Source organism: Dichotomicrobium thermohalophilum, assembly GCF_003550175.1.
Taxonomy (GTDB): domain Bacteria; phylum Pseudomonadota; class Alphaproteobacteria; order Rhizobiales; family Rhodomicrobiaceae; genus Dichotomicrobium; species Dichotomicrobium thermohalophilum.
Map to the genome: position 1 here is coordinate 1,113,516 of NZ_QXDF01000001.1, position 26,452 is coordinate 1,139,967.

Here is a 26,452-nt window from a genome sequence, read left to right on the forward strand (position 1 = left end):
AGGTGACTGCGTGAATACCTATCCGGCCAGAAGCGATATCGAGGCGATCGTCAGCGGACGTCACGGCAATCCTTTTGCTGTGCTCGGCCCTCAATGGCCGTCCGAGGACACCTGTGTCCTCAGCGTCTTTGCGCCGGAAGCTCAGCGCGTGGAGGCGATCAACCGGGAAACCGGCCAGGTGCTTGCCCCGCTGGAGAAGCTGGACGCCGGCGGGTTCTTCGCCGGTGTGCTGCCCGATGTGCCGATGCGTCCCGGCTACCGCCTGCGCCTGTCCTGGGACGATGATCGCTGGGAAAGGGAAGATCCCTACCGCTTTCCACCCATTCTCGGCGAGACGGACATCCACCTGATGGCCGAGGGGACGCATCGCGAGCTTTACACCAGGCTCGGCGCCCACCCTATCGAGATGGAAGGCGTGGCCGGTGTCGCTTTCGCCGTGTGGGCGCCGAACGCCCAGCGCGTCAGCGTCGTGGGCGACTTTAACGGCTGGGACGGCCGCCGCCATCCGATGCGCCGGCACGGCACAGCCGGCATCTGGGATCTTTTCATTCCCGGGGTCGAGGCCGGTGCGCTCTACAAGTTCGACATCATCGGCCCCAACGGCGAAGTGCTGCCGCAGAAGGCCGACCCGATGGCGTTTTCCATGGAAGCGCCGCCGGCGAATGCCTCGCGCGTTGTCGCGCCCGTGCAGCAGAACTGGGGCGACCATGCGTGGCTGGAGAAGCGCTGGGACGCTCAGAACCGGGCGGCGCCGATCTCGATTTACGAGGTGCATCTCGGCTCATGGCGGCGCGGCGAAGGCGGAGCGTATTTCGACTATGATCGGCTCAGCCGGGAATTGGTTGCCTATGTAAAGGACCTCGGCTTCACCCACATTGAGCTCTTGCCCATCAGCGAACATCCCTTCACTGGTTCATGGGGGTATCAACCGCTCGGGCTGTTTGCCCCGACCGCGCGTTACGGGGCGCCCGATGGTTTTGCCCGCTTTGTGGAGCGCTGCCACCAGGAAGATATCGGCGTGATCATCGACTGGGTGCCCGGCCATTTCCCCTCGGATGCCTACGGCCTCGCGCGCTTCGACGGCACGCCGCTCTATGAGCACGCCGACCCGCGCCGCGGCTTTCATCCCGACTGGAACACGCTGATCTATGATCTGGGGCGGCCCGAGGTTGCCAACTTCCTCGACTCCAACGCGCTTTTCTGGATCGACCGGTATCACGTTGACGGGCTGCGCGTGGATGCCGTGGCTTCGATGCTCTACCTGGACTATAGCCGCGAGCACGGGGAGTGGGTGCCCAATGTCCACGGCGGTCGCGAAAACCTCGAAGCCGTCGCGTTTCTCAAGGGCATGAACACGCGCGTCTACGGCGCTTTCCCCAGCGCCATGACGGCGGCCGAAGAGTCGACCGCCTGGCCGATGGTGTCCGCCCCCGTCGAGTCGGGCGGGCTCGGCTTCGGCTACAAGTGGAACATGGGGTGGATGCACGACACGCTGTTCTATATGTCGCAGGACCCGATCCACCGCCGCTACCACCATTCTTCGCTGACATTTGGCCTGCTCTACGCCTTCAGCGAGAACTTCATCCTGCCGCTCAGCCACGACGAGGTCGTGCACGGGAAGGGCTCGCTGATCGGGAAGATGCCCGGCGACCGCTGGCAGAAATTCGCGAACCTGCGCGCCTATCTCGCCTTCATGTGGACGCATCCGGGGAAGAAACTGCTGTTCATGGGCGGCGAATTCGCCCAGGAGCGCGAGTGGGACCACGACAGTCAACTGGACTGGCACCTTCTCTCGCTTCCGGAGCACCGCGGCGTGCAGGACCTCGTGCGCGATCTCAACCGGCTGTATCGCAGCACGCCGGCGCTGCATGAGCTTGATTGCGAGCCGGCGGGCTTCGACTGGGTCGAGGCAAACGATGCAAACCGCAGCGTGCTCGCCTATCTGCGCAAGGGCGTAGGGGATACGCCGCCGGTGCTGGTTGTGTGCAATTTCACACCGGTCGTCCAGTATGGATACAGGGTCGGTGTGCCGTTTGGCGGTGCCTGGAGCGAGCGTCTCAATACGGATGCCGCGCATTATGGCGGCTCGAATCTCGGTAATCTCGGGCAGGTGCACACGACCGACACGCCGGCGCACTCCCTGCCCGCCTCACTGGAGTTGACGCTGCCGCCGCTTGCGACAATCGTCCTGGCCCCTTATCCAACGTAACAAGAGTGAACAAGTGGCAATAGATATCGGGCGCGTCGCAGCAGGGCTGCCTTACCCGCTCGGCGCGACACATGATGGATCGGGCGTCAATTTCGCAGTGTTCTCGGCCAACGCGACGCGGGTGGAGCTCTGCCTTTTCGACAAGCGCGGCAAGACCGAAGAGGCCCGTCTCACGTTGCCGGAATACACCAACGAGGTCTGGCACGGCTATGTGAACGGGCTGCGCCCCGGCCAGCTTTACGGTTTTCGCGTCCACGGTCCCTACGCCCCCGAAGAGGGGCACCGCTTCAATCCCAACAAATTGCTGCTCGACCCCTACGCCAAGGGCATGAAGGGCCGATTGAAGTGGAGCGATGCGCATTACGGCTACAGGCTCGGTGACGACGAGGCGGACCTGTCCTTCGACGAGCGGGACTCCGCGCCGTACATGCCGAAATGCGTTGTGACCGAGGCGCCCGCGCGGCAGCGTTTCAGCTTTCCCTGGCGGCGCGAGACGCGGCCGCAGGTCGACTGGGCCAACACGGTTGTCTACGAGGCCCATGTCCGCGGCATGACCATGCTGCATCCGCTGGTGCCGGACAAGGCGCGCGGGACCTTCGCCGGGCTGGCACACCCGGCCGTGATCGAGCATCTGGTCAAGCTCGGCGTCAGCACGATCGAATTGCTCCCCGTTCAGGCGTCGGTCGATGACCGCTTCCTGGAGGAGCGGGGCCTCAGCAACTACTGGGGCTATAACACCATCGGTTTCTTTGCCCTGCGCGAGACGTACCTTCAGCGCGGCGGGAACATCGACGAATTCAAGCTGATGGTGCACAAGCTGCACGAAGCCGGGATCGAGGTCATCCTCGACGTGGTCTACAACCACACCGCGGAGGGTAACCACCTCGGGCCGACGCTATCCTTCCGCGGCATCGACAACGCGAGCTATTACATGCTCGCGGACGACCCGCGCTATTATTTCGACACCACCGGCTGCGGCAACACGATCAACCAGCGCCATCCGCGCGTGCTGCAGATGATCCTCGATTCCCTGCGCTACTGGGTGCAGGAGTGCCATGTTGACGGCTTCCGCTTCGACCTGGCGACCTCGCTGGGACGGGAATTACGGGATTTCGAGCCGAACGCGACCTTCCTCGATGCTATCGGGCAGGACCCGACGCTCGCCAAGGTCAAGCTGATCGCCGAACCCTGGGATGTCGGCGACCATGGCTTTCAACTCGGCAACTTCCCGCCGGGTTGGGCAGAGTGGAACGGTCAGTATCGCGATAACCTGCGCAGTTTCTGGCGCGGCGACGAGGGCTATCTGCCGGCGGTCGCCTCGGCCATGCTGGGCTCGGCGGGACTGTTCGACAAGCAGGGCCGACGCCCCTGGTCCAGCATCAATTTCGTCACGGCGCATGACGGCTTCACGCTGGCCGATCTCTACGCTTACAACGACAAGCACAACCTGGCGAACGGCGAGAACAACGAGGACGGCCACGACGACAACCGGAGCTGGAATTGCGGCGTCGAAGGGCCGACGGATGACCCGGAGATCCTTGGCCTGCGCGCGCAGATGCGCCGAGGCCTGCTGACGGCGCTGTTCCTGTCCCAGGGCACGCCGATGATGCTGATGGGCGACGAGGTCGGCCGCTCCCAGCAGGGCAACAACAACGCCTATTGTCAGGACAATGAAATCTCGTGGCTCGACTGGGAGAGCATCGGCGAGCGCGACCAGGCTTTCCTCGACTATACGGCGGGCCTGATCCGGCTGCGCGAGCGCTGCCCGCTGCTGCGCCAGCCGGACTTTCTGCACGGCGAGCCGGCGATGGCCGACGGCACGAAGGACGTGACCTGGCTGCGGCCGGACGGTGCGGAAATGCAGGAGGATGATTGGAGCAATGGTTATTCCCGCAGCATCGGCCTCATGCTCGCCCAGGCGGCCAGCGCGCCATACTTGATTCTTTTGAACGCGCATCACGAGCCGATCGATTATCGAACGACTCAGCCGGAAGCGGTGATGGGCTGGACGCTGCTGGCGGATTCCGCGCGCGGCCTGATCGAGCCGGAGGCGCCGGACGTTGCGCCTGGCGAGGCCGTCACCGTGCCGGGGCGCGGTGTCTTGTTGTTCGAGGGGCGTTTGGGATGAGCCACAGCTTCGCCTTCGCGCGCCACTGGGGCGCCGAGCCGCTGGCCGATGGCCGGGCGCGGTTCCGCCTCTGGGCGCCGGGGCAGGGCATAGTCGCGCTGATCGCGGATGATACGGGCGCGAAACGCGAGATGCAGCCGAAGGATGACGGCTGGTTCGAGATCACGACAGACGCGGTCCCGCTCGACAGCGGCTATTGGTTCGAATTGGAGGACGGCACGCGCGTGCCCGACCCAGCCGCGCGCGCGCAGATGGATGATGTGCACGGGCCGTCGCGGCTCATCGACCCGCGCGCCTATAGCTGGCTTGTGCCGGACTGGACCGGGCGGCCGTGGCACGAGGCGGTCATCTATGAGCTTCACACCGGCACCTTCACCGAAGACGGCACCTTCGCGGGCGTGGAGGCGCGGCTCGATTATCTGGCCGATCTGGGCGTCACGGCTGTCGAGCTGATGCCGGTGGCGCAGTTCTCCGGCGCGCGCGGCTGGGGCTATGACGGCGTGCTCCCCTATGCGCCGCACCCGGTCTATGGCGGGCCGGATGCGCTGAAGCGGCTGGTGGACGCGGCGCACGCGCGCGGGCTGATGGTCCTGCTCGACGTGGTCTACAACCATTTCGGCCCGGACGGGAATTACCTGCACCTCTACGCGCCGCAGTTCTTCAACCCGAAGCGGCAGACGCCCTGGGGCGCGGCGATCGACTACACGCAGCCGGCCGTTCGACAGTTCATCATCGACAACGCGCTGTATTGGCTGGAGGAATACCGCTTCGACGGGCTGCGCCTCGACGCGATCGACCAGATCCACGACCCGTCCAAGCCGACAATCATCGAGGCGCTTGCGGCGGAGGTCCGCGCGCGCATCACGGACCGGCATGTCCACCTGACGACCGAGGACAGCCGCAACCTCGTCGACCTGTTCGAGCGGGAGGAGGGCTGCCCGAAGCTCTACACCGCCGAGTGGAACGACGACTGGCACCATGTCGCGCACACCCTCGCCACCGGGGAGTCCGAGGGCTACTACATGGACTACCCGCCGGACAGTGCCGCGCAAATGACCCGCGCGCTGGCGACCGGCTACGTCTATCAGGGCGAGCGGTCGACGTTCCTGCATGACGCGCCGCGCGGCGAGCCGAGCGCGCATCTGCCCCCGGTCGCGTTCATCGACTTCCTGCAGAACCACGACCAGATCGGCAACCGCGCCTTTGGCGAACGGCTCAGCACGCTGGCCGCGCCGGAGGCGATCGCGGCGCTCACCGCCATCCTGCTGCTTAGCCCGCATATCCCGCTGCTCTACATGGGCGAGGAATGGGGCGAGACGCGGCCCTTCCTGTTCTTCACCGATTTTCACGGCGAGCTTGGCGATGCGGTGCGCGAGGGTCGGCGCAATGAATTCAAGCGCTGGAAGAGCTTTCAGGACGCGCATCACCGCGCCGAAATTCCCGACCCGAACGCGGTGGAGACCTTCGATAAATCAAAGCTAGACTGGGACAAGCGCGACGCGCCGGAGCATCGGGCGCGGCTGGCTTACACGCGGGACTTGCTGGCGCTGCGGCAGCGTGAGATCGCGCCGCGCCTGGACAGCGTCGGCGGGCACGCCGCGACCCGGCAAGAGACGGATGGCCGTTGCCTGCACGTGGCATGGCGGCTGGGCGATGGCAGCGAACTGAGCGTTACCGCGAATCTCGGGGGCGCTCCGACCCCGTTCGCCGCGACCCCAAGCGGGCGGCGCCTGTTCGCGCAGCCTGAAGGCGCGGCAGATGCGCTGCGCGAAGGCCATCTGCCGCCCTGGTCCGCCATTTTTCATCTGGCGGAGGGCACGCCATGACCGCGGAACTCGACCGCCTTGCCCAAGCCTATGGCATCAGCCTGTCCTACACCGACGAGATGGGCACCGAGCGGTTCCCCAGCGACGACTGCAAGCGCCAATTGCTCGGGGTGCTGGGCGTTGACGCGCAGACGGACGAAGATGTGCGCCGCAGCCTCGCCGCGATCGAAGCGCCGGCGTGTCATGTCCCGGAGTGGCTGGAGCATGACCGCGCCTGGGGCATAACCTGCCAGCTCTATGGCCTGCGCTCGGCGCGGAACTGGGGGATCGGGGATTTCGAAGACCTTGCCCGGCTCGCCGCGCTGGCCGGGCCGTCCGGCGCGGATTTCATCGGCATCAACCCGCTGCACGCGCTGTTCTTTGCCGAGCCGCGGCATTTCAGCCCCTACGCGCCTTCCAGCCGGCGGTTTCTCAACCCGCTGTACATTGCGGTGGACCGGCTTGAAGGCGCCGACATGCCTGGTAGCTCCGCGCTGGAGTCGGTGAGCGCGGGTGACCTTGTCGACTACCCGGAAGTGAGCCGGCTGAAACAGGCGGCGCTTGAAACCGCCTTTGCCCGCGCCCGCGGCTCCGGCCTGAATGGCGACAGCGCCGAGTCCGCCGGCTTCGAGGCCTTTCGCCGTGAGCACGGTGCGCCGCTTGAGGATTTTGCGCTGTTCGAGGCGCTGTCCGAAGCCATGGTTGCACAAGGTTATCCCTGCGGCTGGCATGGCTGGCCGGAAGCCTTTCGCGACAAGAAGAGCGCCGCTGTGCGCCACTTTCGCGAGGAGAACGGCGAGCGCATCCTGTTTCATATGTGGCTGCAATGGATCGCACACCGCCAACTTGCCGACGCGCAGGCACGGGCGCGCGCGGCCGGAATGCGGATCGGGCTTTATCTCGACCTTGCGGTCGGCGTCGCGCCGGATGGGGCTTCGACCTGGAGCGAGCCCGAGAACGTCCTCCGCGGCGTGCGCATCGGCTGTCCGCCAGACGCCTTCAACGCGCAAGGCCAGGATTGGGGTCTCGCGCCGCTCTCGCCGCAGGCGCTGGAGGCCGACCAAGGCCGGCTATTCGGTCAGGTCATCCGCGAGGCGATCGGGCCGGCGGGCGCGCTGCGCATCGACCACGCCATGGCGCTGATGCGGCTTTACCTGATCCCCAGCGACCTGCCGAGCATGGACGGCGCTTATGTCCATTATCCGCTCGACAAGATGCTGCAAGCCCTCGCGCGCACCTCGCAGGAAGCCTGGACCGTTGTCATCGGCGAGGACCTGGGAACCGTGCCGCCCAACTTCCGCGAGGTCATGCGCGCCGCGCGAATCCTCGGCTATCGCGTGCTGTTCTTCGAGCGCGAGGAGGATGGCCGGTTCAAACCGCCGCATGCATATGAGCGGGACGCGCTGGCCTGTATCTCGACGCATGACCTGCCGACCCTGCGCGGCTGGTGGGCCGCGCACGATATCGACATGCGCGAGGGGCTCGGCATGATCGATGGGGAAACGGCGACGGCGGACCGCGCTGAACGCGAGGCTGACTGCGTCCGGCTGCTGGTGGCGCTCGCGGACAGCGGCGTGCTCCCCGAGGAACTGGCGCCAGCCACGCGCGGCGAGGCAGAGCCGCCCCAGACGCTGACGCAGGCGCTTTCCATCGCCGTCTCCCGGTTCCTGGCGCGCACGCCTTGCCGGCTGGTCGCGCTGCAGCTTGAAGACCTGACCGGCGCGATCGACCGGGCAAACCTGCCGGGCACCACGGAAGACCACCCCAACTGGCAGCGCAAGCTCCCGCTGACGCTGGAAGAGCTGGCAAGCGCGCCGGATTTCCGCACGATCACGCAAGCGGTCGCCGCCGAGCGGCCGAGGACGCCATGACCAGGCCACGCGCCACATATCGCCTGCAGTTCCGCGAAGGCATGACCTTTAAGCGGGCGGCCGAACTCGTCCCCTATCTCGCCGAACTGGGCATCAGTCATCTTTACGCCTCGCCACTGTTCGCCGCCGCGCCGGGCTCGACCCATGGCTACGATGTGGTCGATGTTACGCGGCTCGCGCCCGAGCTGGGCGGCGAGGACGGCTTCAAGACGCTGTGCCGGGCGTTGAAGGATCACGGTCTCGGCCTGATCGTCGATTTCGTCTCCAACCACATGGGCGCGAGTACGCACAACCCATGGTGGCTTGACGTGCTCGAATGGGGCGAGGCGAGCAACTACGCCGAGCATTTCGACATCGACTGGTCCGCGCCCAAACTCATCATTCCCGCGCTTGCGGCGAACTACGGCGAGGAACTAAACAACGGCGCGTTCGGTCTGTCGTTCGACCGCAGCGATGGCGGCATCAGCTTCAGCTACGGCCCGATGCGCCTGCCGCTCACCCCGCCGTCCTATGCGCAGCTTCTCTCGCGGATCGAGAGCGAGGATTTCGCCGAACTGGCGCGCCGGTTCATCGTCGCCGAGCCGGCGGAGTCGCGCGCGCTGAAGCAGGAATTGGCCGACACCTGCGCGGCGGACCCTGCCACGCGCGACGCGGTCGAACGGGTCCTGGCGGAAACGGCGGCCGACCTCGACGCGATCCACGAGTTGCACGAGGCGCAGGTCTGGCGGCTGGCCCATTGGCGCGCGGCGCGCGAGACGCTGACTTACCGCCGCTTCTTCGAGATCGCCGATCTGGTCGGTCTGCGGGTCGAGCGCGCGAGCGTGTTCGACGACGTGCACGCGCGGTTGCTGGAACTGGTCGCCGCTGGCGACATTCAGGGCCTGCGCATCGACCATGTGGATGGCCTCGCCGACCCGAAGAGCTATCTGGAGAAGCTGCAGGAAGCGGGCGGGACGTATCTGCTCGTCGAAAAAATTCTCGGCCCCGACGAAGACTTGCGCGCCGACTGGCCCGCCGATGGCACGACCGGCTACGAGTTCATCCTGTCGCTTGCCAATCTTCTTGTCGATCCGCGTGGCGAGGAAGCCATGACGGCCGCCTATAGCGCCTTCCTCGGCGAACAGACCGATTACCACGCGCTGGCTCTGGAGACGAAACGGCGCCTGCTCGCACGCAACCTGGCGGGGGAACTTGATCGGCTGAAAGATATGGCGCTGTCGCTGGCGGCCAAGGACCCGATGACGCGCGATTATGGCCCTGATACCCTGCGCCGCGCGATTATCGAGTTGACCGCTGCGCTGCCGGTCTACCGCACCTATGTGAACGTGGCCGGCCCGGCCGACGCCGACCGCGATCTGATCGAAGCTGCCGCTGAAGCCGCGAAGACCACCCGTGAGGTTGAGAACGAAGGCGCACTGGACTTCCTCAAGCGCATGCTGTTGCTCGACTTCGCCGAGCCGGAGGATCAGGCAACGGCGCTGGAGTTTGCCACGCGCTTTCAGCAGACCACAGGGCCTGTCATGGCGAAGGCGCTGGAGGACACGCTGTTCTATCGCTACAACCGGCTGATTGCGCTGAATGAAGTGGGCGGCGAGCCGGAACGGTTCGGGGCGCGCCCGGAGCAGTTCCACAGCGCGATGACGCGCCGGCTTGCGCGCCAGCCCTTCGGCCTCAGCACGACATCCACGCACGACACGAAACGCGCCGAGGATGCCCGCGCCCGCATTTACGCGATCAGCGAGATGCCGGACGGCTGGGCCGCGGCGGTCGCGCGCTGGTCGGGAATGAACGCGGGACTGCGCGAAGCGGATGGCTTGACGCTCGACCCCGAGACGGAATGGGCCTTCTACCAGGCGTTGCTGGGCGTCTGGCCGCCGACGCTGATGCCGGACGACGGCGAGGGCCTGAACGCGCTGGCCGACCGCATGGTGCAGTTCATGCTCAAGGCCGTGCGCGAGGCCAAGTCCTTCACGAGCTGGACCGCGCAGGATGCCGACTATGAAGGCGTTGTGGAGCGGTTCACGCGTGGCGCGCTCGACCCGGTGCGCTCACGGGTTTTCCTCGACGATTTCCTGCGCACCTGCGAGCCGCTGTTCGTCGCGGGCGCGCTGAACAGCCTGAGCCAGACGCTCATCAAACTGACCGCGCCGGGAGTCCCCGACATCTATCAGGGCTGCGAGCTCTGGGACTTCAGCCTGGTGGACCCCGACAACCGGCGCCCTGTGGATTTCGGCATTCGGCACGCGCTGGCACAGAAAGATGGCTCGGACGATCCCGCTGCGCTGATGCGCGACTGGCGCTCCGGCGCGGCGAAGATGCATGTGCTTCGAGCCGGGCTCTCCCTGCGCGCGCGCAAGTCGGCGCTATTCGCTGAAGGAGCGTACCGGCCACTCGTGCTTGCCGGGCCGGGCGCGGATAAACTCATCGCGTTCGCCCGCGTGCATGGCGCTGAGGCCGTGGTCGTGATCGTGCCGCTCCTGTCGGTGGGCTTGCTGGCGGGGCGATCAAGCCCACTTATCCCGGCCGCGGTCTGGGAGGATACGGCCTTGCAGCTTCCCGACGATCTCCGGGCGCGTAGCTGGCGCAACCTCCTCGACCCCGGCGCGGGATTCAGCGGCGAGGCGGTCCGGATCGACCGGCTGCTCGCCAACTTCCCCGGGGCGCTCCTGTCCGCCGGCTGACAGCCTTACAGATTGGGCCGCGTGACCCCCCTGAGCCGGCTTGCCCCCGCGGTGCCTACCCCTCCCGGTAGAGTACGAGGTCGATCTCCACCAGCGCATCGCGGGCCAGCTTCGAGACCCCCACGGTTGTCCGGCCGGGCAGGGTGGCATCATCGGGGTAGTAGCGGCGGTAGACCTCGTTGAAACGGGGATAATCGCGCTCGAAGTCCGTGAGATAGACGCGGGCAAACACGGTGTCCGTGAGGTCATACCCGACATGGGTCAGGATGCGCTCTAGGTTCCGGAAGGACAGCTCGGTCTGCTCGGCAATGTCGGCGGGCAGGGGGGCGTCCGGGTTGTCCGGGTCGGCCGGGATCTGGCCGGTCACGTAAAGCCAGTTGCCAACCTTCACGCAGTGACTGTACCAAGCGGTCGGCGGCGCAGGCGCAGCAGTCGGGACGTGATAATGCTGTTTTGTCATCGTCTTTAATGTCTCCAATTTTCCGAACAGGTCATGCGGAACGCAGCGCAGGAACCACCTGCGACTCTAAGCCCACCACCGAACCGTTGCGCAAGCCGAAGCCCTTCGCGGCCCAGCTTCGCCGTTGTGCGTCTGCGCGATACGTCCGTGCTGGAAGCGCCGGGGTCAATCGTTCAGAAGCGGACAACCATCGTCATGAACTCACTGTGCAAGAAAGGCGATCAGGTCTGCGCGCAACTTGTCGTCTTCCGCATAGTGCCTGCCGAGGAACGCATCAAGCCACCGCGCCTTTTCCGCCGCCGTATCGCCGGGGATGCGCGACCTGATGCGCTGTGACGGTCCGTGGCACCGAAGGCAGGTTGTTTGATAAGCCTGTTCGCCGCGCGCCGCATCTCCGGGACCGCCCTTCAGCTCCTGGCTCTCGGCGTTGCTGGTGACCGCAAGGGTCAGCGTTGCCGCGAAAAACAAGACGCGCATGTGCAATTCCTCCCTGGTGTCATTCCGTTCTGCCGAAAGCCAAGGGGCATGTCCGGCAGAGGCCCGCATTTTAGGGGGCTGCCTGATGAACGCGGGAGGCAGCCAAAGCGATCCCGTTCTGGTGCGCCTGAAGACCGCGAAAATCTATGGTACAGTAAAGTCGGAAGCTCGACGCGCACGGGGCGCGGTTTTGTCGGGCTTGTGGGACGCATAGCTTTAAAACCCCGGCGAAACATTCAGAGAAAGGATGCCCCCGTGAGCAGATATTCGGGCTTGAAGTGGCTCCCGCTCGTGGCTTTGGCAGTTTTCGCCGCGCATTTGGCCAGCGCGCAAACTAGCACGGAAGTCGATGTCGAAGGCTACCTTTGCCAGGAACCCGTTGATGCGGAGGAGTTCCAGCATCTGGCCTCCACCAATCCGAAGATGTCACGCGCCGCCGCCCTTTCGCGGTTCAACGCGACCACCGAGGTACCGCGCTGCGAGTGGTACGAGCGCACTCTTATGATCTACAAGGGTGCTCTCAAGGAAGACAGCGACGAGAATGCGAGGCGCGCCAAGTATCTGTTCGTTGGCGGGAAAGGCGGGGTGTTCGAGGTGCTCGTATTTGAAACGCCCGAGGGCACCGAAACCCTTTATTCCTGGCGGCGAACGGACGATGAGACTGGCTAGGATGAATCCTGACCCTGCGGCGCCATGCCTTTCTCGGCCAGCGCCCTGATCGCGCTTTCGGTCTTTGAAAGGCTCTCCAGGCCCATGCCGCGCAGGACGTGCGGCGCCTTGGTGAACTGGATGTCCTCGTAGCCGACGATCTGGATCCGGTTGCCCCAGGGATCGAGGAAATCGAGAAACCGGTCGGAGACGGTCTCCACGCCCAGCGTCTCAACCGCCCGTCGCGCCGCATCCTTGTCATCGACGACCAGCCCGAAATGCCGCTCTCGGTCGCGCGCGCTATCAGGCGCCTCTGCCAAGGCGATGAACTGGTCGCCGAGGTCGATGAAGGCCATCTTTTCGCTTTTGCTGCGCAGCGTGAAGTTCAGGAAGCTGCCGTAGAACGCCAGCGCCTCGTCGATGTCGCCGACCTCCAGCGCTACGTGGTTGATGCCCACTGCCGTCGCTTTCTTCGCCTCGGTCATCGCCTTCTCCTTGAGCGTGCTGCCATGCTCGGGGCGTGGACCTGGACGTGTCAAGCGTGTCGGGGCCGGGGTCTGCAGTATTCTGTCAGGACGAGAATTGGGGCGTACGTCGGTGCAACCTACTGCCGCCCCTGCGCGCATTGCCGCGCTCTCGCTGCTACCCTAAGGAAGCTGCGCGGCGCTCTCGATCGGCTAAGTGCTTGATTTTAATGGAGCGGGCGATGGGATTCGAACCCACGACCCCAACCTTGGCAAGGTTGTGCTCTACCCCTGAGCTACACCCGCATTCTGAGAGGTGACGGCGCTATGCACCTTCACCCTTTTTATGGCGTAAACGATCAGCGAATGCAAGGCCCTGCGAACATCATTCCGCCTGTTGCGCGGTCGCCGTGCTCGCGCTGCGCTCTTCCTGCGGCTCGACGAAATTCATGATGTCGCGCCGGCTCAACACACCGACCACGCGCCCCGTATCCACGATCACGACATGTGTATGCCCTTCACGGACCATGCGCTTGAGCACCTCTTTGGCCGGTTCCGCCGGCTGGGCCATGGGTTGATCGGTCAGCGGCTGCATCACTTGTCGCACCGGGATGTCGCCCCACTGCATCTTGGGGACGTGGGCGTAGTCGCCCAGGGTGAGCGTCCCGACGACCCGTTCGCCGTCTTCCACAAGCAGGATGCGCGGGCGCAGCCGGTAGAAATAGTCCTGCGCGGCCGTCTCCAGCGAGGCGTCGGCGGGAACCCGAGGCTGATCGCGATCAATTATCGCTCCGATATGTGCGTGGCCCGGGCCGGGAAGATTCCCAGCCTGTTCGCGCGCCATTCCTGCAGCGCGGTAGATGAAGAAGCCGATCAGGATCTGCCACATGCCGGCCACGACGATGCCCGTGAAGGCGTTGTAGGCGCCAAACGCCATCAGCGCGATGCCCAGGCCCCCGCCGACCGTCGCGGCCATGCGTGTGGCCCGGGACATGTTCCCGCTCCACCACCACAGGATCGCCCGCAGGATACGGCCGCCATCAAGGGGGAAGGCTGGCACCATGTTGAAGGCCGCCAGAATGAAATTGATTATCGCCAGGTAGCCGATAACGGCCAACAGCGGGTCAATCCCGCCGAAAATGCCGCTCGCGCTGACGCCAAAGAACAGCGCGGACAGCAGGATGCTCGCGATCGGCCCGGCGATGGCGACAAGAAACTCGGCTTTTGCCGTGCGCGGCTCCTCCTCAAGCTGGGCGACGCCGCCGAAAACGAACAGGGTTATGCCGGAGATGCGCAGGTCGTATTGCCGCGCGACGACCGCGTGCGCCAGTTCGTGGAAGATCAGCGACGCAAACAGACCGAGCGCGCCAAGCACGCCCATCCAGAGATACGTGACTTGCGGCAGGCCCTCGATCACGGCTGGGAAATAGCCGGTCGAGAGCGACCAGACGATCAGGAACGCAAGAATGAACCAGGAGGCGTCCAGTCCGATGCGGAAACCCAGCAGGGAAAAAAGGTAATAACTGCGTCCGAACATGATGCCTCCGTGCGCGCCGCTGGCGCCTAAGCGTCCGCAGGCCAGATGTAGCGATTCAACTGCCGAAATAAAGATGCGGCCCGCAGGTGCGGGCCGCGCCAACGGCGGGGCGGGTCTGAAGCCGCCGCCGCCTGATCCGGTTTTACGCGGATGCGCGGTTCTGACGATGCTCGATCAGCTCGTTGACCACGCCGGGCTCGGCCAGCGTCGAGGTGTCGCCGAGATTGGAGAAGTCGTCCTCGGCGATCTTGCGCAGGATGCGGCGCATGATCTTGCCCGAGCGGGTCTTGGGCAGGCCGCTGGCGAACTGGATGATGTCAGGCGAGGCGATCGGGCCGATCTCCTGACGCACCCAGTCACGCAGTTCCTTGCGCAGGTCCTCGTTCGGCTCCTCGCCGGCCATCAGGGTCACGTAGACATAGATGCCCTGGCCCTTGATGTCGTGCGGATAGCCGACGACCGCCGCCTCGGAGACCTTGGGATGCGCCACCAGTGCCGATTCGATCTCCGCGGTGCCCATCCGGTGCCCGGAGACGTTCAGCACGTCATCGACCCGGCCGGTGACCCAGTAGTAGCCGTCCTCGTCGCGCTTCGCGCCGTCGCCGGTGAAGTACATCCCCGGATAGGTGCTGAAGTAGGTCTGTACGAAGCGCTCATGGTCGCGATAGACCGTGCGCATCTGGCCCGGCCACGAGTCGCGGAGCACCAGGTTGCCCGCGCCGGCGCCTTCGATAAGGTTGCCCTGGTTGTCCACCAGCGCGGGCTGCACGCCGAAGAAGGGCAGGGTGGCGGAGCCGGGTTTGAGTTCGGTCGCGCCGGGCAAGGGGCTGATGAGGATGCCCCCGGTTTCGGTCTGCCACCAGGTATCGACGATCGGGCAGCGGCCTTCGCCGACCACGTTGTAGAACCACTCCCAGGCTTCCGGGTTGATCGGCTCGCCGACCGTGCCGAGCAGCTTGAGGGATTTGCGGCTGGTCTTGGTGACGTGCTCATTGCCCGCGCCCATCAGCGCACGGATGGCCGTCGGCGCCGTGTAGAAGATGTTGACCTGATGTTTGTCGACCACGTCCCAGAAGCGCGAGGCGCTCGGGTAGTTGGGCACGCCCTCGAACATCAGCGTGGTCGCGCCATTCGCCAGCGGTCCATAGACGATGTAGGAGTGGCCCGTGACCCAGCCGACGTCGGCGGTGCACCAGTAGATGTCGCCGTCCTTGTAGTCGAAGATGTACTGATGCGTCATCGACGTGTGGACGAGATAGCCGCCGGAGGTGTGCAGCACGCCCTTCGGCTTGCCGGTCGAGCCGGAGGTGTAGAGGATGAACAGCGGGTCTTCCGCGCTCATCTCTTCAGGCGAGCAGTCGGCCGAGACCTGCTCCATTTCCTCCTGCAGCCAGACGTCGCGGCCCTCGGTCCAGGGCACATCGGCGTTCGTGCGCTTGACGACCAGCACGTTCTGCACGCTCGGCGCGTGGCTGAGCGCCTTGTCCGTGTTGGCCTTCAGCGGGATGGTGCGGCCGCCGCGCACACCCTCGTCCGCAGTGATCACGAGGTTGGAATCGCAGTCGTTGATGCGGCCCGCCAGCGCGTCCGGCGAGAAGCCGCCGAAGACAACCGAGTGGATCGCGCCGATGCGCGCGCAAGCCAGCATCGCATAGGCGGCCTCGGGGATCATCGGGAGGTAGATGGTGACCCGGTCGCCCTTCTTGACGCCCAGCTTCTTCAGGACATTGGCGAAGCGGGACACGCGCTCGTGAAGCTGGCGGTAGGTGATCTTGAGGTCCATATCCGGCTCGTCGCCCTCCCACAGGATGGCGACCTGATCACCGCGCGCGGCCAAGTGGCGATCGACGCAGTTGGCGCACACATTCAGCGTGCCGTCTTCGTACCAGCGGATGTCGACGTTGTGCGGATCGTATGAGGTATTCTTGACCTTTGTGAACGGCTTGATCCAGTCAATCCGGTACCCGTGGTGGCGCCAAAACTCGTCCGGATTCTCGATGCTCTGCCGATACATCTCTTCGTATTGGGCCCGGTTCACGTAAGCGTTATTCGCCCAGTCTTCGGGAACCGGATAAATCTTGTCGTCGGACATTTGTGGGCTCCTCCCGGGAAATTCTGGCAAGGCTTGTTCGATGCGCGCATTATGTCGGTGTGGCCGGTCAGGTGCAACGCCTCGTTCGTCGAAAGCGCGTTTCGGGCTTGACAGCCCGCCCGGGCGCGCTCAACAGGTGATGTGACACGCTGATCGGCGCGAACGGGCCAGATCATGTATACGCCATCGCCGGAAACACTTTATGTCTGCCCCCTCGATGCGGTTGATGAGGTGGTAGCACGCGCCCGGCCCGGGCACATGATCTCGCTGGTCAACGACGAGGTGATGCGCGACCTGACGACCCCCTTGGGCGTTCCGCGTGAGCGTCACCTTCGCCTCACCATGAACGACATCACCCAACCGCGCGACGGGCATGTCGCGCCATCGCCGGAGCATGTCGCTGCGCTGGTCGATTTCATGATGTCCTGGGACCGCGGCGCGCCGGTCCTGGTGAACTGTCTGGCGGGCGTGAGCCGGTCCACTGCGGCCGCCTTCACCATCGTATGTGCGCTCAACCCGGAAACGGATGAACGCCGGATCGCGCGGCTCCTGCGCGAGAGTTCGCCCACCGCGCAGCCGAACCCGCGGCTGGTCGGTTTCGCCGACGAAGTGCTGGGCCGTGAAGGTCGCATGATCGCGGCGGCTGAGGCCATCGCGGCGAGCGCATTGATGGAGCCGGCCCGCCCCTTCGCCTTGCCCGTGCGCGTGACGGCGAGCGGCTAGGCGCGGCACCGAACCGGTTTGAGTCGTTGCGAGCGGAGCGACGCAATCCAGCACACGGGGTTGCTGCTGGATTGCGTCGGCGCTTCGGGCTGGCAATGACAACGAATTGCGCCGATGCCTTCGGCGCAAGGATTAGAACTGCGCGGTCAGCCCCACGAAGCCGCCCAGTTCCTCGGCTTCTTCGAAGGCGATGTAGGCGTCCTGCGTGCCGTCGATGATGACCTGCGGCGCTTCGGTGCGGCGGTAGCGCCCGCCGAGTTCGAGGTTAACGCCTTCCGTCACGCCGAAGGTCAGGCCGCCTTCGAGATGTAGTGTCCAGACGGTTTTCTCCTCGCTGAGTTTCGCGGTCGAGCTCTCGGAGCCTGCTTGCGACTGGTTTTTAATGTTTTTGGGGCAGTTCTCGGGAACCGGATCAAGGGAACCCTCGCAAGTGATGACCACGAAGCCGGACTCGCCGATCTGCTCATAGGACCAGTCAGCGGTCGCTGACGCGTCATGGAACTCGGCGGTTGCTTTCGCCGTGGCGAAATAGCCGATCTTGAGGCCGCCACCATGAATCGGTCCGCGCACGCTCATGCCGAAGCCAATGCCCGTGAAGTCGGACTCGATGTCATTGTTATAGGCGAACTCGATGTTCCCCGGAACGTTAGTAAGAATGTTCGGGAGTTGGTTAGGTGGATCGTTATCCGTGAAGCCCGAGAAATGCTCGTCGACTTCGACCGTGCCGAGCGTGGCGAAAACCATCGGCTGAAGCATATGCTGCAAGCCGCCCTCGACCGGCATGGGCGCGTCTTTCAGGCTCACGTCCTTCATGCTCGGCGCAGGTTCGTTGCCGAAAAAGAACGTCGGGCGGATACCGAACGCGATCTCGCGCCGGTCATAGTCGTTGTCGTAGTCGTAGTCGTTAACGTCGAACTGGTTTGTGTCGACCCACTCAAAAGCGCGGCTCTTGTCGGCTTCCGGCGCTTCGAGGTGGAGGTAGTAGCTGTCGTCTCGGTCTTCGGCTTCGATCGAGCCGCTGTCGCTGACATCGGATGAAATCACGGAACCGCCGACGAAGAAGGCGATCGCGTAATCTCCGTAGCGCTTGCCGATAAACGCTTCGCCCTCGAAGCCCGAGAACTCTTCATCGTTGTCGAAGCTGACAAAGTTCGGGTCGACGACTTTCGCGGTTTCTCCGTCTAGCTGCAGCTCACGGAAAAAGTCGCTGCCCTCGCGCTCCATGTGCCCGTACAGCCCCCGCGCGCTCAGGCCGACGAAATACTGATGCGGCGTCTCGTAAACGCCTTTGGCGGTTTCATCCCGATCCAGCAGATCGGCCGCCATCGCCGCCGGCGCACCGACGCACAGCGCCGCAACGCTCACGGCCCCAAGCAGGGACCGCACACGCACTTCCCCCATCAACACGTTTTTCTCCCCCATCAACAGCGCCTGCGAACCGGCAGGGCGCCACACTCTAGTGCCTTGTTCTCTCCCCATTCGGCCGGCAAACCGCAGGCCGGAACGCCGGGCCCAAATCCGGCGTCCGCTTCACAGTGAAAGAATTTTGTGTCGCCATCGCAAGGCTCTAGAGCCCGCTACCCACCTGGATTCAGCGCCGGCGCTCACGGTTTTCGTTGCGGTGATGCATAGAGAACACGGCAATTTTTGCCGCATTTTCGCGATCGGCAGCCAAGTGGACAGGCGCGCGCGGTTGGTGGTATCCGACAGGTGAATACACGCGCGGTGCGCGCGACGAGGGATACCGGCGAAAGGTCAACGACAATGGACGCTGCGCAGACTCACGCTCAGGGGCTGGGCGAGGCGGAAACGGTCTGGTTCAAGCTCCAGATGCTTGCCAAGCAGGACGACCCCATGCCCGCGCTGGTGCGCATGGGCCAGAAATACGGCGGCTGCATCCGCATCAATCTGCGCGACGAGCGCATCTTCTTCCTGAGCGATCCGGAACTGTTCAAGCAGGTGCTGGTCAAGCGCTACGACTGCTACGGCAAGTATTTCGACGGCCTGCGCCCGATCTTCGGCAACAGCATGATCACGGTGGACGGCGCGCTCTGGCAGAAGATCCGCATGCCGCAGCAGGCCGCGTTCCAGCCGAAGATGTACACCGAATACATGCCCTACCTGCTCGCCTCGGTGAACGAGCGCAGCGACCGCTGGGCGGAACTGGCGAAGACGGGCGAGCCGGTGAACCTGCTGGAAGAGACCTGGTCGCTGGCGGCCAACATGATCTGCAAGGCGCTGTTCGACCGGGACGTGCCGTTCAACCCGCACCTCATCTTCTCGGCGGTGAAGAGCTACACCGACGTGCTCAACCACAAGAAGGTCCGCCTGAAGAAGGTCAAGGGCGAGTGGACCGAGGTTCCCTCCGACGATGATGCGGCGACCGCCATCGGGCACTGGCTCTCCGTCCCGCCGATGGTGCTGGGTGCCGACCCGCGGGACTATCGCGAGCGCACGCTGCTGACCATGATGCGCGAAGCCGCCGCGGATCCGAGCGTGCCGGAGTTCGACGAGCGCCAGGTCATGGACGAGATGAAGCAGTATCTCTGGGCCGGCACGGAGACGACTGCGCTCACACTGACCTGGTGCTTCTACCTGCTCTCGCTCTACCCGGAGGTGGCCGATCGCATCCGCGCCGAGGGCGAAGCGGTCTATGGCGACCGTGTGCCGACCTTCGAGGACATGCAGGCGCTGACCTACACGCGCGCGGTTCTGCAGGAGACCATGCGGCTTTACCCACCGATCTGGAGCCTGATCCGCCAGGCGACGGGAGAAGACGAACTGGACGGCAACAAGGTCGAGCCGGGCGACAAGATCGTGCTGTGCCCGTATATCGTTCACCACGACCCGCGTATCTGGGATGAGCCGGAAAAATTCGACCCCGGCCGCTTCGAGCCGGAGAAGGCGCGGGCGCGTGACAAGTACGCCTATCTGCCGTTCGGGGCGGGCAAGCGCGCGTGCGTTGGCGGGGCGCTTTCGCTGATCGAGAACACGCTGGCGCTGACCCAGCTCTTGCGGCGGTTCCGGCTGGAATATGTCGGGCCGGTGCCGGCGCAGATCGCCGCAACGGTGACGCTCACGCCAAAAGGCGGCAAGCTGCCATTCCGCATCCTGCCGCTCTCCTGACGCCGCCGGAGAAGTGGTTTTTTACCAGCCGCCCTGGAACAGCACGCCAGACTGGCCGTCCCCGTACTGGTTGACGTTGGCGTTCGTGTCCTTGCCGAACTGGAACACGCCGAGCGTGTTGTCGTTGCCGTACTGGCCAACGCTGGCGTCATGGCCATCGCCGCGCTGGTAGACGCCGACGTGGTTGCCGCTGCCATGCTGGCTTACCCGGGCGGAGTTGTCGTTGCCGCCGAACAGGCCAAAGCGGCGCTGGACGTGGGAGAAGGTCCGCAGCCCGCGGGACAGCTTCTTCTGGCCCTTCTCGCTCTTCGGCGAAACGTAAATGCTGAAGCTGCCGCCCGCCTCGGCCGGTTGCGGTGCAGCCAGACCACCCAGTCCGATGGTTGCGGCCATCACGGCGGCGCAAAGTGTGGTACGTTTCATGTCTCGTCTCCCCTGGTTCGCGTTCAGATATGGCCGCCGATGCGCTTGGCGCAGACGAAGGTCTCGCCGCCGGCATGGACCTTGAGCTTGGCGGTATAGGCCGTGCCCGTGCCGCCGAGCGACACCATGCCGAGCTGGGCGGGGCTGCCGGGATAGGCCGCGAACCCCCCGGCCTGGTTGATATGCGACTGGCCGCTCATGCCCTCTTGCTCGATCGTCAGCTCGTAGCGGCCGGACACCTTCTCCTCGCTGAACACCACGCCGCGCAGCTCGACGCCGTAAGACCGCGGCGTCACCTCGATCTCGCAGCGCACGCGATCGCTGGTGAACCAGCCCGCGCTGGCGTCGTCGCCGGAGAAGCCCGCGCCCATTGCTGCCATGCTTGCGGTCAGCGCGGCGCCGGCCAGCGCGCGCCGGATGTTTCTGTTGCGTTTGGTCATATCGTGCCTCCATGGGGCCAGGTGCGAGGGGCGCGCACGCCCCCCGACTTGATGAGAGAAAGGGCTTAGTCCTGAACGATCACGGCCACGTTGCCCTTGCCATGCTGGCTGGTGTTGGCGTGGTTGCCGTGTCCGCCCTGGATAACGCCCACGGCGTTGCCGCGGCCGGTCTGGGTCGTGGTGGCGCTGTGGCCGGAGCCGAACTGGGCGACGCCGGTCACGTTGCGGCTGCCGCGCTGATAAGTGTCGGCGTAGTTGCCACTGCCGCTCTGACCGACGAAGGTGCGGTTGCCATAGCCGTCCTGAGTGCTGATGGTCGTGTTGCCATAGCCCCACTGTTTGATCTTCATGCGGTTGCCATAGCCGCTCTGACCGCCACCGGCCTGGTTGAACTTGCCGAACTGCTCGATCGAGGCGCTATTGCCGCCGGCAATCGCGGCCGAACCGCCCGCGGCCAGTCCGAGACCGAGAACGAGAGCCATGGCGCTGGACGTCAGAACTTTGCGGATCGTCATTGTGAAAATCTCCCTTGGTTTTCGTGTCGTCTCATCCGAGATGACGAAATCTTTGTAACGAACCCGCTCTGAACCTGTTTTGAACCGCGTTGTTGGGTTGTGTTCACGCGCGTGAACGATGGCTGTTCGGCGAATTCAGGTGTTGTTCATCGGGGGATGGGGCTGCGAAGGCTTGTCATCGCGCCTGGCGCGCATTACAAACAGTGGAGTCGCAGAGTTTTGTGCCGAGACACGACGTGTTCGCCATGAACCAAGCAGCTTCCTTCGCGTTCGCGATTGACCGCCGCCGCCTCTCCCCGGCGACGGCTGCGCTGCGTCCGGCTCTGCCAACGCTCCTCAATACGCCTCTTCTAAGCCTTAGCAGCCCCTGAGCATCGGCGGTTCGGGCCAGCCGGACGGGTGCTTAGGGGATAATGACTGCGACGGGACGACAGGATTTCTCCGGCGAAGACACCGGATCGGATTAAGAGGCAGGATCACAATGAGCACAGAGACCACGAGCAAGACGGCCGGCGCGCCGGGCGATCGCGTCTTCATTTTCGACACCACGTTGCGCGACGGCGAACAGTCTCCGGGCGCCTCCATGACGCGCGAGGAAAAGCTCCAGGTCGCCGCGGTTCTGGACGAGATGGGCGTCGACATCATCGAGGCGGGCTTCCCGGCGGCGTCGCAGGGGGACTTCGAGTCGGTGCGCGAGATCGCGAAGGCGGCGAAAAACGCTGTGATCTGCGGGCTGTCGCGTGCCGGGAACGCGGACATTGACCGGGCGGGCGAGGCGATCGCCCCGGCAAAGCGCGGGCGCATTCACACCTTCATCTCCACCAGCCCGCTGCACATGAAGTACAAGCTGGGCAAGGAGCCGCACGAGGTGCTGGAGGCGGTGACCTCAAGCGTTACGCGGGCGCGCCAGTACACCGATGATGTCGAGTGGTCCGCCGAAGACGCCACGCGCACCGAGCATGACTTCCTGTGCCGCTGCGTGGAGGCCGCGATCAAGGCGGGTGCCACCACGGTGAACATCCCGGATACGGTCGGCTACACGGTGCCGGAGGAGTTCTACGCGCTCATCACCATGCTGCGCGAGCGTGTGCCGGGCGCGGACGAGATCATCCTGTCCACCCACTGCCACAACGACTTGGGTCTGGCGGTCGCAAACTCGCTCGCGGGCGTGCGCGCCGGGGCGCGGCAGATCGAGTGCACGATCAACGGCATGGGCGAGCGCGCGGGCAATGCGGCGCTGGAAGAGGTCGTGATGGCCATGCGCACACGCGCGGACACGCTGCCGTATCATACCGGCATCGATACGACGATGATCACGCGGGCCTCCAAGCTGGTCTCTGCCGTCAGCGCATTCCCGGTGCAGTACAACAAGGCAATCGTGGGCAAGAACGCCTTTGCGCACGAGTCCGGCATCCACCAGCACGGTATGCTGCAGAATGCCCAGACCTACGAGATCATGACGCCGGAAAGCGTGGGGCTGAAGGAATCCACGCTGGTCATGGGCAAGCACTCCGGCCGGCATGCCTTCCGCCAGAAGCTGCAGGAGTTGGGCTACGAACTCAGCGACAACGCGTTCGAGGACACTTTCTACCGCTTCAAGGTGCTCGCTGACCACAAGAAGCACGTCTTCGACGAAGACATCGAGGCGCTGGTGGATGACGAGCTTGCGAGGGCGCACGACAATATCACGCTGCTCTCGCTGACGGTGATCGCGGGCACCGGTCAGCAGCGGGCGACGATCACGCTGGATGTCGGCGGCCAGCACGAGACGCGCGAGGCCGTTGGCCACGGCCCGGTGGATGCGATCTTCAACGCGATCAAGGCGATCGTCCCGCACGAGGCGCGGCTGCCGCTCTACCAGGTGCACGCGGTGACCGAGGGCACCGACGCACAAGCGGAGGTGAGCGTGCGGCTCGAAGAGGACGGCATGACCGTGACCGGTCGCGGTGCGGACAGCGATACGATGGTCGCCTCCGCGCGGGCCTACGTCTCGGCGCTTAACAAGCTGATCGCCAAACGCGAACGCGTCGCGCCGGAGAGCCGCGCGGCGTCCTGATCCGCTCTCGGTTGTGTGTCATCCCGTGCGCGGCGCGGCATCAAATGACGCGACGCCGACACGGGACCGGGTAGCTGCAAGGGGAAACCAACCTGATCCCGGGTCAGCGGCGCATCACGGACGTGCTGCGCGGCGCCCGGGATGATATTTCGAGGGGGTTGTGGGTCAGCCGACATGCGTTGCGCCGAGCTCGCCGAACAGCGTTCGGATGTCGACGGTCTCCCGCGTGCCGATATCGTCGAAATGTTGCGCGAGCCACGTGTCGGCAGCGTCACGCCCCAGTTCGAACAGGTGGTGAAGGAACTCCCACTGTGGGTTCATCCGGCTTGAAGCGCCGAGCGAAGTCATCTCCTCCGGCGCTTCAATTATGTGAATGCGCATCCGGCGGAAGCCGTCCTCGGCCATCTTGCCTTCGTCCATAAGCCGGTTGATGAAGTCGACCGAGCGCAGTTCCTTCAGCAGGCTGGAGTTGAAGGTGATCTCGCGCAGCCGCTCCATGATGTCGCGCGCGGTCTTCGGGGTGCCCGGCCGTTCCACGGGATTGATCTGCACGATGACGATATCGTCGGATTCCACCTCATGGTCGTAGAAAGGAAACAGTGCCGGGTTGCCCATGTAGCCGCCATCCCAGTAGGGCTTGCCATCGACTTCGACGGCCTGGAACAGGAAGGGCAGGGCGGCGGAGGCCATGACCATCTCGCAGCGCAGTTCGTGCCGGTTGAACACCTTGACGCGCCCGGTTTCGACATTCGTGGCGCTGACGAACAGCTTGATATCGTCACAGGACCGGACCCGCTCGAAATCCACGACCGACTCCAGGATGTCGGCGAGCGGATTGATGTTCAGCGGATTGAACATGTAGGGCGAGATCGTGCTCTGAAACATCTCCATGAAGATCAGAGCCGGCGACTGCGACACGCTCCAGTTTCCCATGAACACGTCGATCGGCGAACGCTTCAGCGGATTGAGCATCGCGTTGTCGGCGACCGCTCGCCAGAACCGTCCCAGATTCTCGCGCGCGCCATCATAGCCGTTCTGCATGTAGCCATCGGCCATGACCACGCCGCTCATCGCCCCCGCGCTGGTGCCGCTGATCGCGTCCAGCCTGATGCGGCCATCTTCCAGCAGCCGATCGAGCACACCCCAGGTGAACGCGCCGTGCGAGCCGCCGCCCTGCAGCGCCAGATTGACCGGCTTGGCGTCCGGTGCCGGATCGCTCATTTCGCGGTCCAGCCGCCATCCATCGGTAGTGATGCGCCGTTGATCTGCGCGGCTTCATCGCGACAGAGGAAAACGGTCATCGCGCCGATCTGCTCGGTCGTGACAAATTCCTTGGTCGGCTGCGCTTCGAGGATGACGTTGCGTTTCACCTCTTCTTCGCTGATGCCGCGGGCCTTGGCCGTGTCCGGGATCTGGGCTTCGACGAGCGGAGTCAGAACGTAGCCCGGGCAGATCGCGTTGACGGTGACGCCATGCTCCGCGCCTTCCAGCGCCAGCGTCTTGGTCAGGCCGAGCATCCCGTGCTTTGCGGAGACATAGGCCGACTTGTAGGGCGAGGCGACGAGGCCGTGCGCCGAAGCCAGATTGATGATGCGGCCCCAGCCGCGCTGCTTCATCTCGCCGAACACCAGCCGCGAGCAGTGGAAGGCGCTGGACAGGATGATGGCGACGATCGCGTCCCACTTCTCGACCGGGAACTCCTCGACCGGGGCGACGTGCTGGATGCCGGCGTTGTTGACCATGATGTCGATCTGGCCGAATTCACGCCGGGCCGTCTCAATCATGTCCTCGATCTGGTCCGGCTTGGTCATGTCCGCGCCGTGAAAGAGGACTTTCGCGTCGTATTTGCCGTCCAGCTCCGCGCGGGTCTTCTCGATCTCGTCCGGGTCGCCCAGCCCGTTGAGCATGACATTCACGCCCGCGCCGGCCAGAGCCTCGGCCATGCCCAGCCCGATGCCGCTGGTGGAGCCTGTGACGACGGCACTCTTTCCTTTCAGCATTGCTCGTTTTCCTTGCCTTTTCCGTTGCGCAATGAGGCATTCCCTACCAGGGCAGCTGGCTACCGTCGGCGTGCCAGAAGGTGCCCGTCTCATCCATGCCCAGCGCGTCCAGCCGCGCGATGAGGCCGCGTGCCGATTCGTCCGGGCCGATATGCCCGCGCCCGCCTGTCATCTCGGTCTGCACGAAGCCCGGGTGTAGCAGGAAGACGGCGACGCCGAGTGATTTCAGGTCATGCGCAAGGTTCACGCCGGCCATGTTCACGGCGGCCTTCGACATCCGGTAGCCGTAGTTGCCGCCGGAGGTGTTGTCCGCCATCGAGCCGACGCGGCTGGAGAGAATGCCGATCTTGCCGCCCGACTTCATGAACGGCGCGAACGACCGCGCCACGCGCAGCGGACCGAGCGTGTTGACCTCGAACTGTTCGCGCAGTGTGTCCCAGTCGAGCGTGTCGAGATTGTCGCCCTTGAGGATGCCGGAGACGTGGACGAGGACGTCGACCGGGCCATTCGCCTTCGTCGCTGCCGTGAAACGTTCCACCGACTCGTCGTCGGTGACATCGACATGCTCGTGAATCTCCGCGCCGGTCTCGCGCAGTTCCGGGCTGGCCGAGCGGCAGGCGGCGATGATCTCCTCGCCCCGCGCCTTGAGCTGTCGGGTCAGTTCCAGCCCGATCCCTCGGTTTGCGCCCACGACAACGTATCGCGCCATCATTGATCTCCTTGTGATTGTACAGTGCTCGAATGCATCGAAATTCCTCAACGCGAGTCTATCGTTTCGCGTTGCAGCATGAAAGCTT

General features: G+C 64.7%; 21 protein-coding genes and 1 tRNA gene. 9 read left to right on the top strand and 13 right to left on the bottom strand.

From position 1 onward, the window contains the following. Positions 1-10 precede the first annotated feature (10 nt). From glgB to treY, 5 genes are read left to right on the top strand one after another with little or no spacing between them, the layout of a single operon-like run. The gene (gene glgB, locus BXY53_RS05060; protein WP_210209150.1) at positions 11-2,209 is read left to right on the top strand and encodes a 1,4-alpha-glucan branching protein GlgB; all 2,199 of its coding nucleotides are present in this window, start codon (positions 11-13) and stop codon (positions 2,207-2,209) included. A gap of 13 nt (positions 2,210-2,222) precedes the next feature. After that, the gene (gene glgX / locus BXY53_RS05065) at positions 2,223-4,337 is read left to right on the top strand and encodes a glycogen debranching protein GlgX (RefSeq protein WP_245410362.1); all 2,115 of its coding nucleotides are present in this window, start codon (positions 2,223-2,225) and stop codon (positions 4,335-4,337) included. Then, positions 4,334-6,163 (top strand): malto-oligosyltrehalose trehalohydrolase, encoded by a 1,830-nt coding sequence (gene treZ / locus BXY53_RS05070; RefSeq protein ID WP_119060789.1) that lies wholly within the window; start codon positions 4,334-4,336, stop codon positions 6,161-6,163. Before glgX ends, treZ begins: the two co-directional genes overlap by 4 nt. Beyond that, a complete protein-coding gene (gene malQ / locus BXY53_RS05075) occupies positions 6,160-8,013 on the top strand; it encodes a 4-alpha-glucanotransferase (RefSeq protein ID WP_119060790.1) in 1,854 nt (617 codons plus the stop codon). The genes treZ and malQ overlap by 4 nt, the downstream gene beginning before the upstream one ends. Next, positions 8,010-10,694 (top strand): malto-oligosyltrehalose synthase, encoded by a 2,685-nt coding sequence (treY, locus tag BXY53_RS05080; RefSeq protein ID WP_119060791.1) that lies wholly within the window; start codon positions 8,010-8,012, stop codon positions 10,692-10,694. The genes malQ and treY overlap by 4 nt, the downstream gene beginning before the upstream one ends. A 55-nt stretch (positions 10,695-10,749) precedes the next feature. Here the strand turns inward: treY and BXY53_RS05085 are convergent, their stop codons facing one another. Beyond that, on the bottom strand, positions 10,750-11,154 hold the full coding sequence (locus BXY53_RS05085; protein WP_119060792.1) for a RidA family protein: 405 nt from the start codon (positions 11,152-11,154) through the stop codon (positions 10,750-10,752). A 201-nt stretch (positions 11,155-11,355) separates the two neighbouring features. Next, entirely contained in the window at positions 11,356-11,631 is a 276-nt protein-coding gene (locus tag BXY53_RS05090; RefSeq protein ID WP_119060793.1) for a hypothetical protein, read from the bottom strand. Between the two features lie 255 nt (positions 11,632-11,886). On the opposite strand from BXY53_RS05090, the gene BXY53_RS05095 reads away from it, so the two are divergent. Then, positions 11,887-12,300 carry a hypothetical protein gene (locus BXY53_RS05095; protein ID WP_147361499.1) on the top strand — a complete coding sequence of 138 codons (414 nt, stop codon included), beginning with the start codon at positions 11,887-11,889 and terminating at the stop codon, positions 12,298-12,300. Here the strand turns inward: BXY53_RS05095 and BXY53_RS05100 are convergent. From BXY53_RS05100 to acs, 4 genes are all read right to left on the bottom strand, one after another. After that, positions 12,297-12,764 carry a VOC family protein gene (locus BXY53_RS05100; protein ID WP_119060795.1) on the bottom strand — a complete coding sequence of 156 codons (468 nt, stop codon included), beginning with the start codon at positions 12,762-12,764 and terminating at the stop codon, positions 12,297-12,299. The two genes, BXY53_RS05095 and BXY53_RS05100, sit on opposite strands and share 4 nt — an antisense overlap. A gap of 210 nt (positions 12,765-12,974) precedes the next feature. Further along, positions 12,975-13,049, bottom strand: a tRNA-Gly gene (locus tag BXY53_RS05105). A 79-nt stretch (positions 13,050-13,128) separates the two neighbouring features. Continuing rightward, positions 13,129-14,280 carry a site-2 protease family protein gene (locus BXY53_RS05110; protein WP_119060796.1) on the bottom strand — a complete coding sequence of 384 codons (1,152 nt, stop codon included), beginning with the start codon at positions 14,278-14,280 and terminating at the stop codon, positions 13,129-13,131. 142 nt (positions 14,281-14,422) lie between these two features. After that, positions 14,423-16,372: an acetate--CoA ligase gene (gene acs / locus BXY53_RS05115; protein ID WP_119060797.1), complete on the bottom strand. Its 1,950-nt coding sequence runs from the start codon at positions 16,370-16,372 to the stop codon at positions 14,423-14,425. Positions 16,373-16,546: 174 nt separating this feature from the next. Between acs and BXY53_RS05120 the strand changes: the two genes are divergently transcribed. Further along, on the top strand, positions 16,547-17,095 hold the full coding sequence (locus BXY53_RS05120) for a tyrosine phosphatase family protein (RefSeq protein ID WP_119060798.1): 549 nt from the start codon (positions 16,547-16,549) through the stop codon (positions 17,093-17,095). A 132-nt stretch (positions 17,096-17,227) separates the two neighbouring features. Here BXY53_RS05120 and BXY53_RS05125 read toward each other — a convergent pair whose 3' ends face one another. Next, positions 17,228-18,517 (bottom strand): hypothetical protein, encoded by a 1,290-nt coding sequence (locus tag BXY53_RS05125; RefSeq protein ID WP_147361500.1) that lies wholly within the window; start codon positions 18,515-18,517, stop codon positions 17,228-17,230. A gap of 342 nt (positions 18,518-18,859) precedes the next feature. On the opposite strand from BXY53_RS05125, the gene BXY53_RS05130 reads away from it, so the two are divergent. Beyond that, on the top strand, positions 18,860-20,221 hold the full coding sequence (locus tag BXY53_RS05130) for a cytochrome P450 (RefSeq protein WP_119060800.1): 1,362 nt from the start codon (positions 18,860-18,862) through the stop codon (positions 20,219-20,221). Between the two features lie 21 nt (positions 20,222-20,242). Here BXY53_RS05130 and BXY53_RS14090 read toward each other — a convergent pair whose 3' ends face one another. The 3 genes from BXY53_RS14090 to BXY53_RS05140 form a co-directional block, all read right to left on the bottom strand. Next, on the bottom strand, positions 20,243-20,644 hold the full coding sequence (locus BXY53_RS14090) for a curlin repeat-containing protein (protein ID WP_170144343.1): 402 nt from the start codon (positions 20,642-20,644) through the stop codon (positions 20,243-20,245). Positions 20,645-20,667: 23 nt separating this feature from the next. Continuing rightward, entirely contained in the window at positions 20,668-21,084 is a 417-nt protein-coding gene (gene csgH, locus BXY53_RS14095; RefSeq protein ID WP_170144344.1) for a curli-like amyloid fiber formation chaperone CsgH, read from the bottom strand. Between the two features lie 65 nt (positions 21,085-21,149). Continuing rightward, complete coding sequence (locus tag BXY53_RS05140) at positions 21,150-21,599, bottom strand: curlin (RefSeq protein WP_119060802.1); 450 nt, start codon at positions 21,597-21,599, stop codon at positions 21,150-21,152. A 481-nt stretch (positions 21,600-22,080) separates the two neighbouring features. Between BXY53_RS05140 and BXY53_RS05145 the strand changes: the two genes are divergently transcribed. Continuing rightward, positions 22,081-23,655 (top strand): 2-isopropylmalate synthase, encoded by a 1,575-nt coding sequence (locus BXY53_RS05145; RefSeq protein ID WP_119060803.1) that lies wholly within the window; start codon positions 22,081-22,083, stop codon positions 23,653-23,655. Positions 23,656-23,820: 165 nt separating this feature from the next. Here the strand turns inward: BXY53_RS05145 and BXY53_RS05150 are convergent, their stop codons facing one another. From BXY53_RS05150 to BXY53_RS05160, 3 genes are read right to left on the bottom strand one after another with little or no spacing between them, the layout of a single operon-like run. Next, positions 23,821-24,876: a patatin-like phospholipase family protein gene (locus BXY53_RS05150; RefSeq protein WP_119060804.1), complete on the bottom strand. Its 1,056-nt coding sequence runs from the start codon at positions 24,874-24,876 to the stop codon at positions 23,821-23,823. After that, positions 24,873-25,655: a 3-hydroxybutyrate dehydrogenase gene (locus BXY53_RS05155; protein ID WP_119060805.1), complete on the bottom strand. Its 783-nt coding sequence runs from the start codon at positions 25,653-25,655 to the stop codon at positions 24,873-24,875. Before BXY53_RS05155 ends, BXY53_RS05150 begins: the two co-directional genes overlap by 4 nt. A gap of 43 nt (positions 25,656-25,698) precedes the next feature. Beyond that, positions 25,699-26,364, bottom strand: coding sequence for an SDR family oxidoreductase (locus BXY53_RS05160; protein WP_119061782.1), 666 nt, complete (start codon positions 26,362-26,364; stop codon positions 25,699-25,701). Positions 26,365-26,452: the final 88 nt, after the last annotated feature.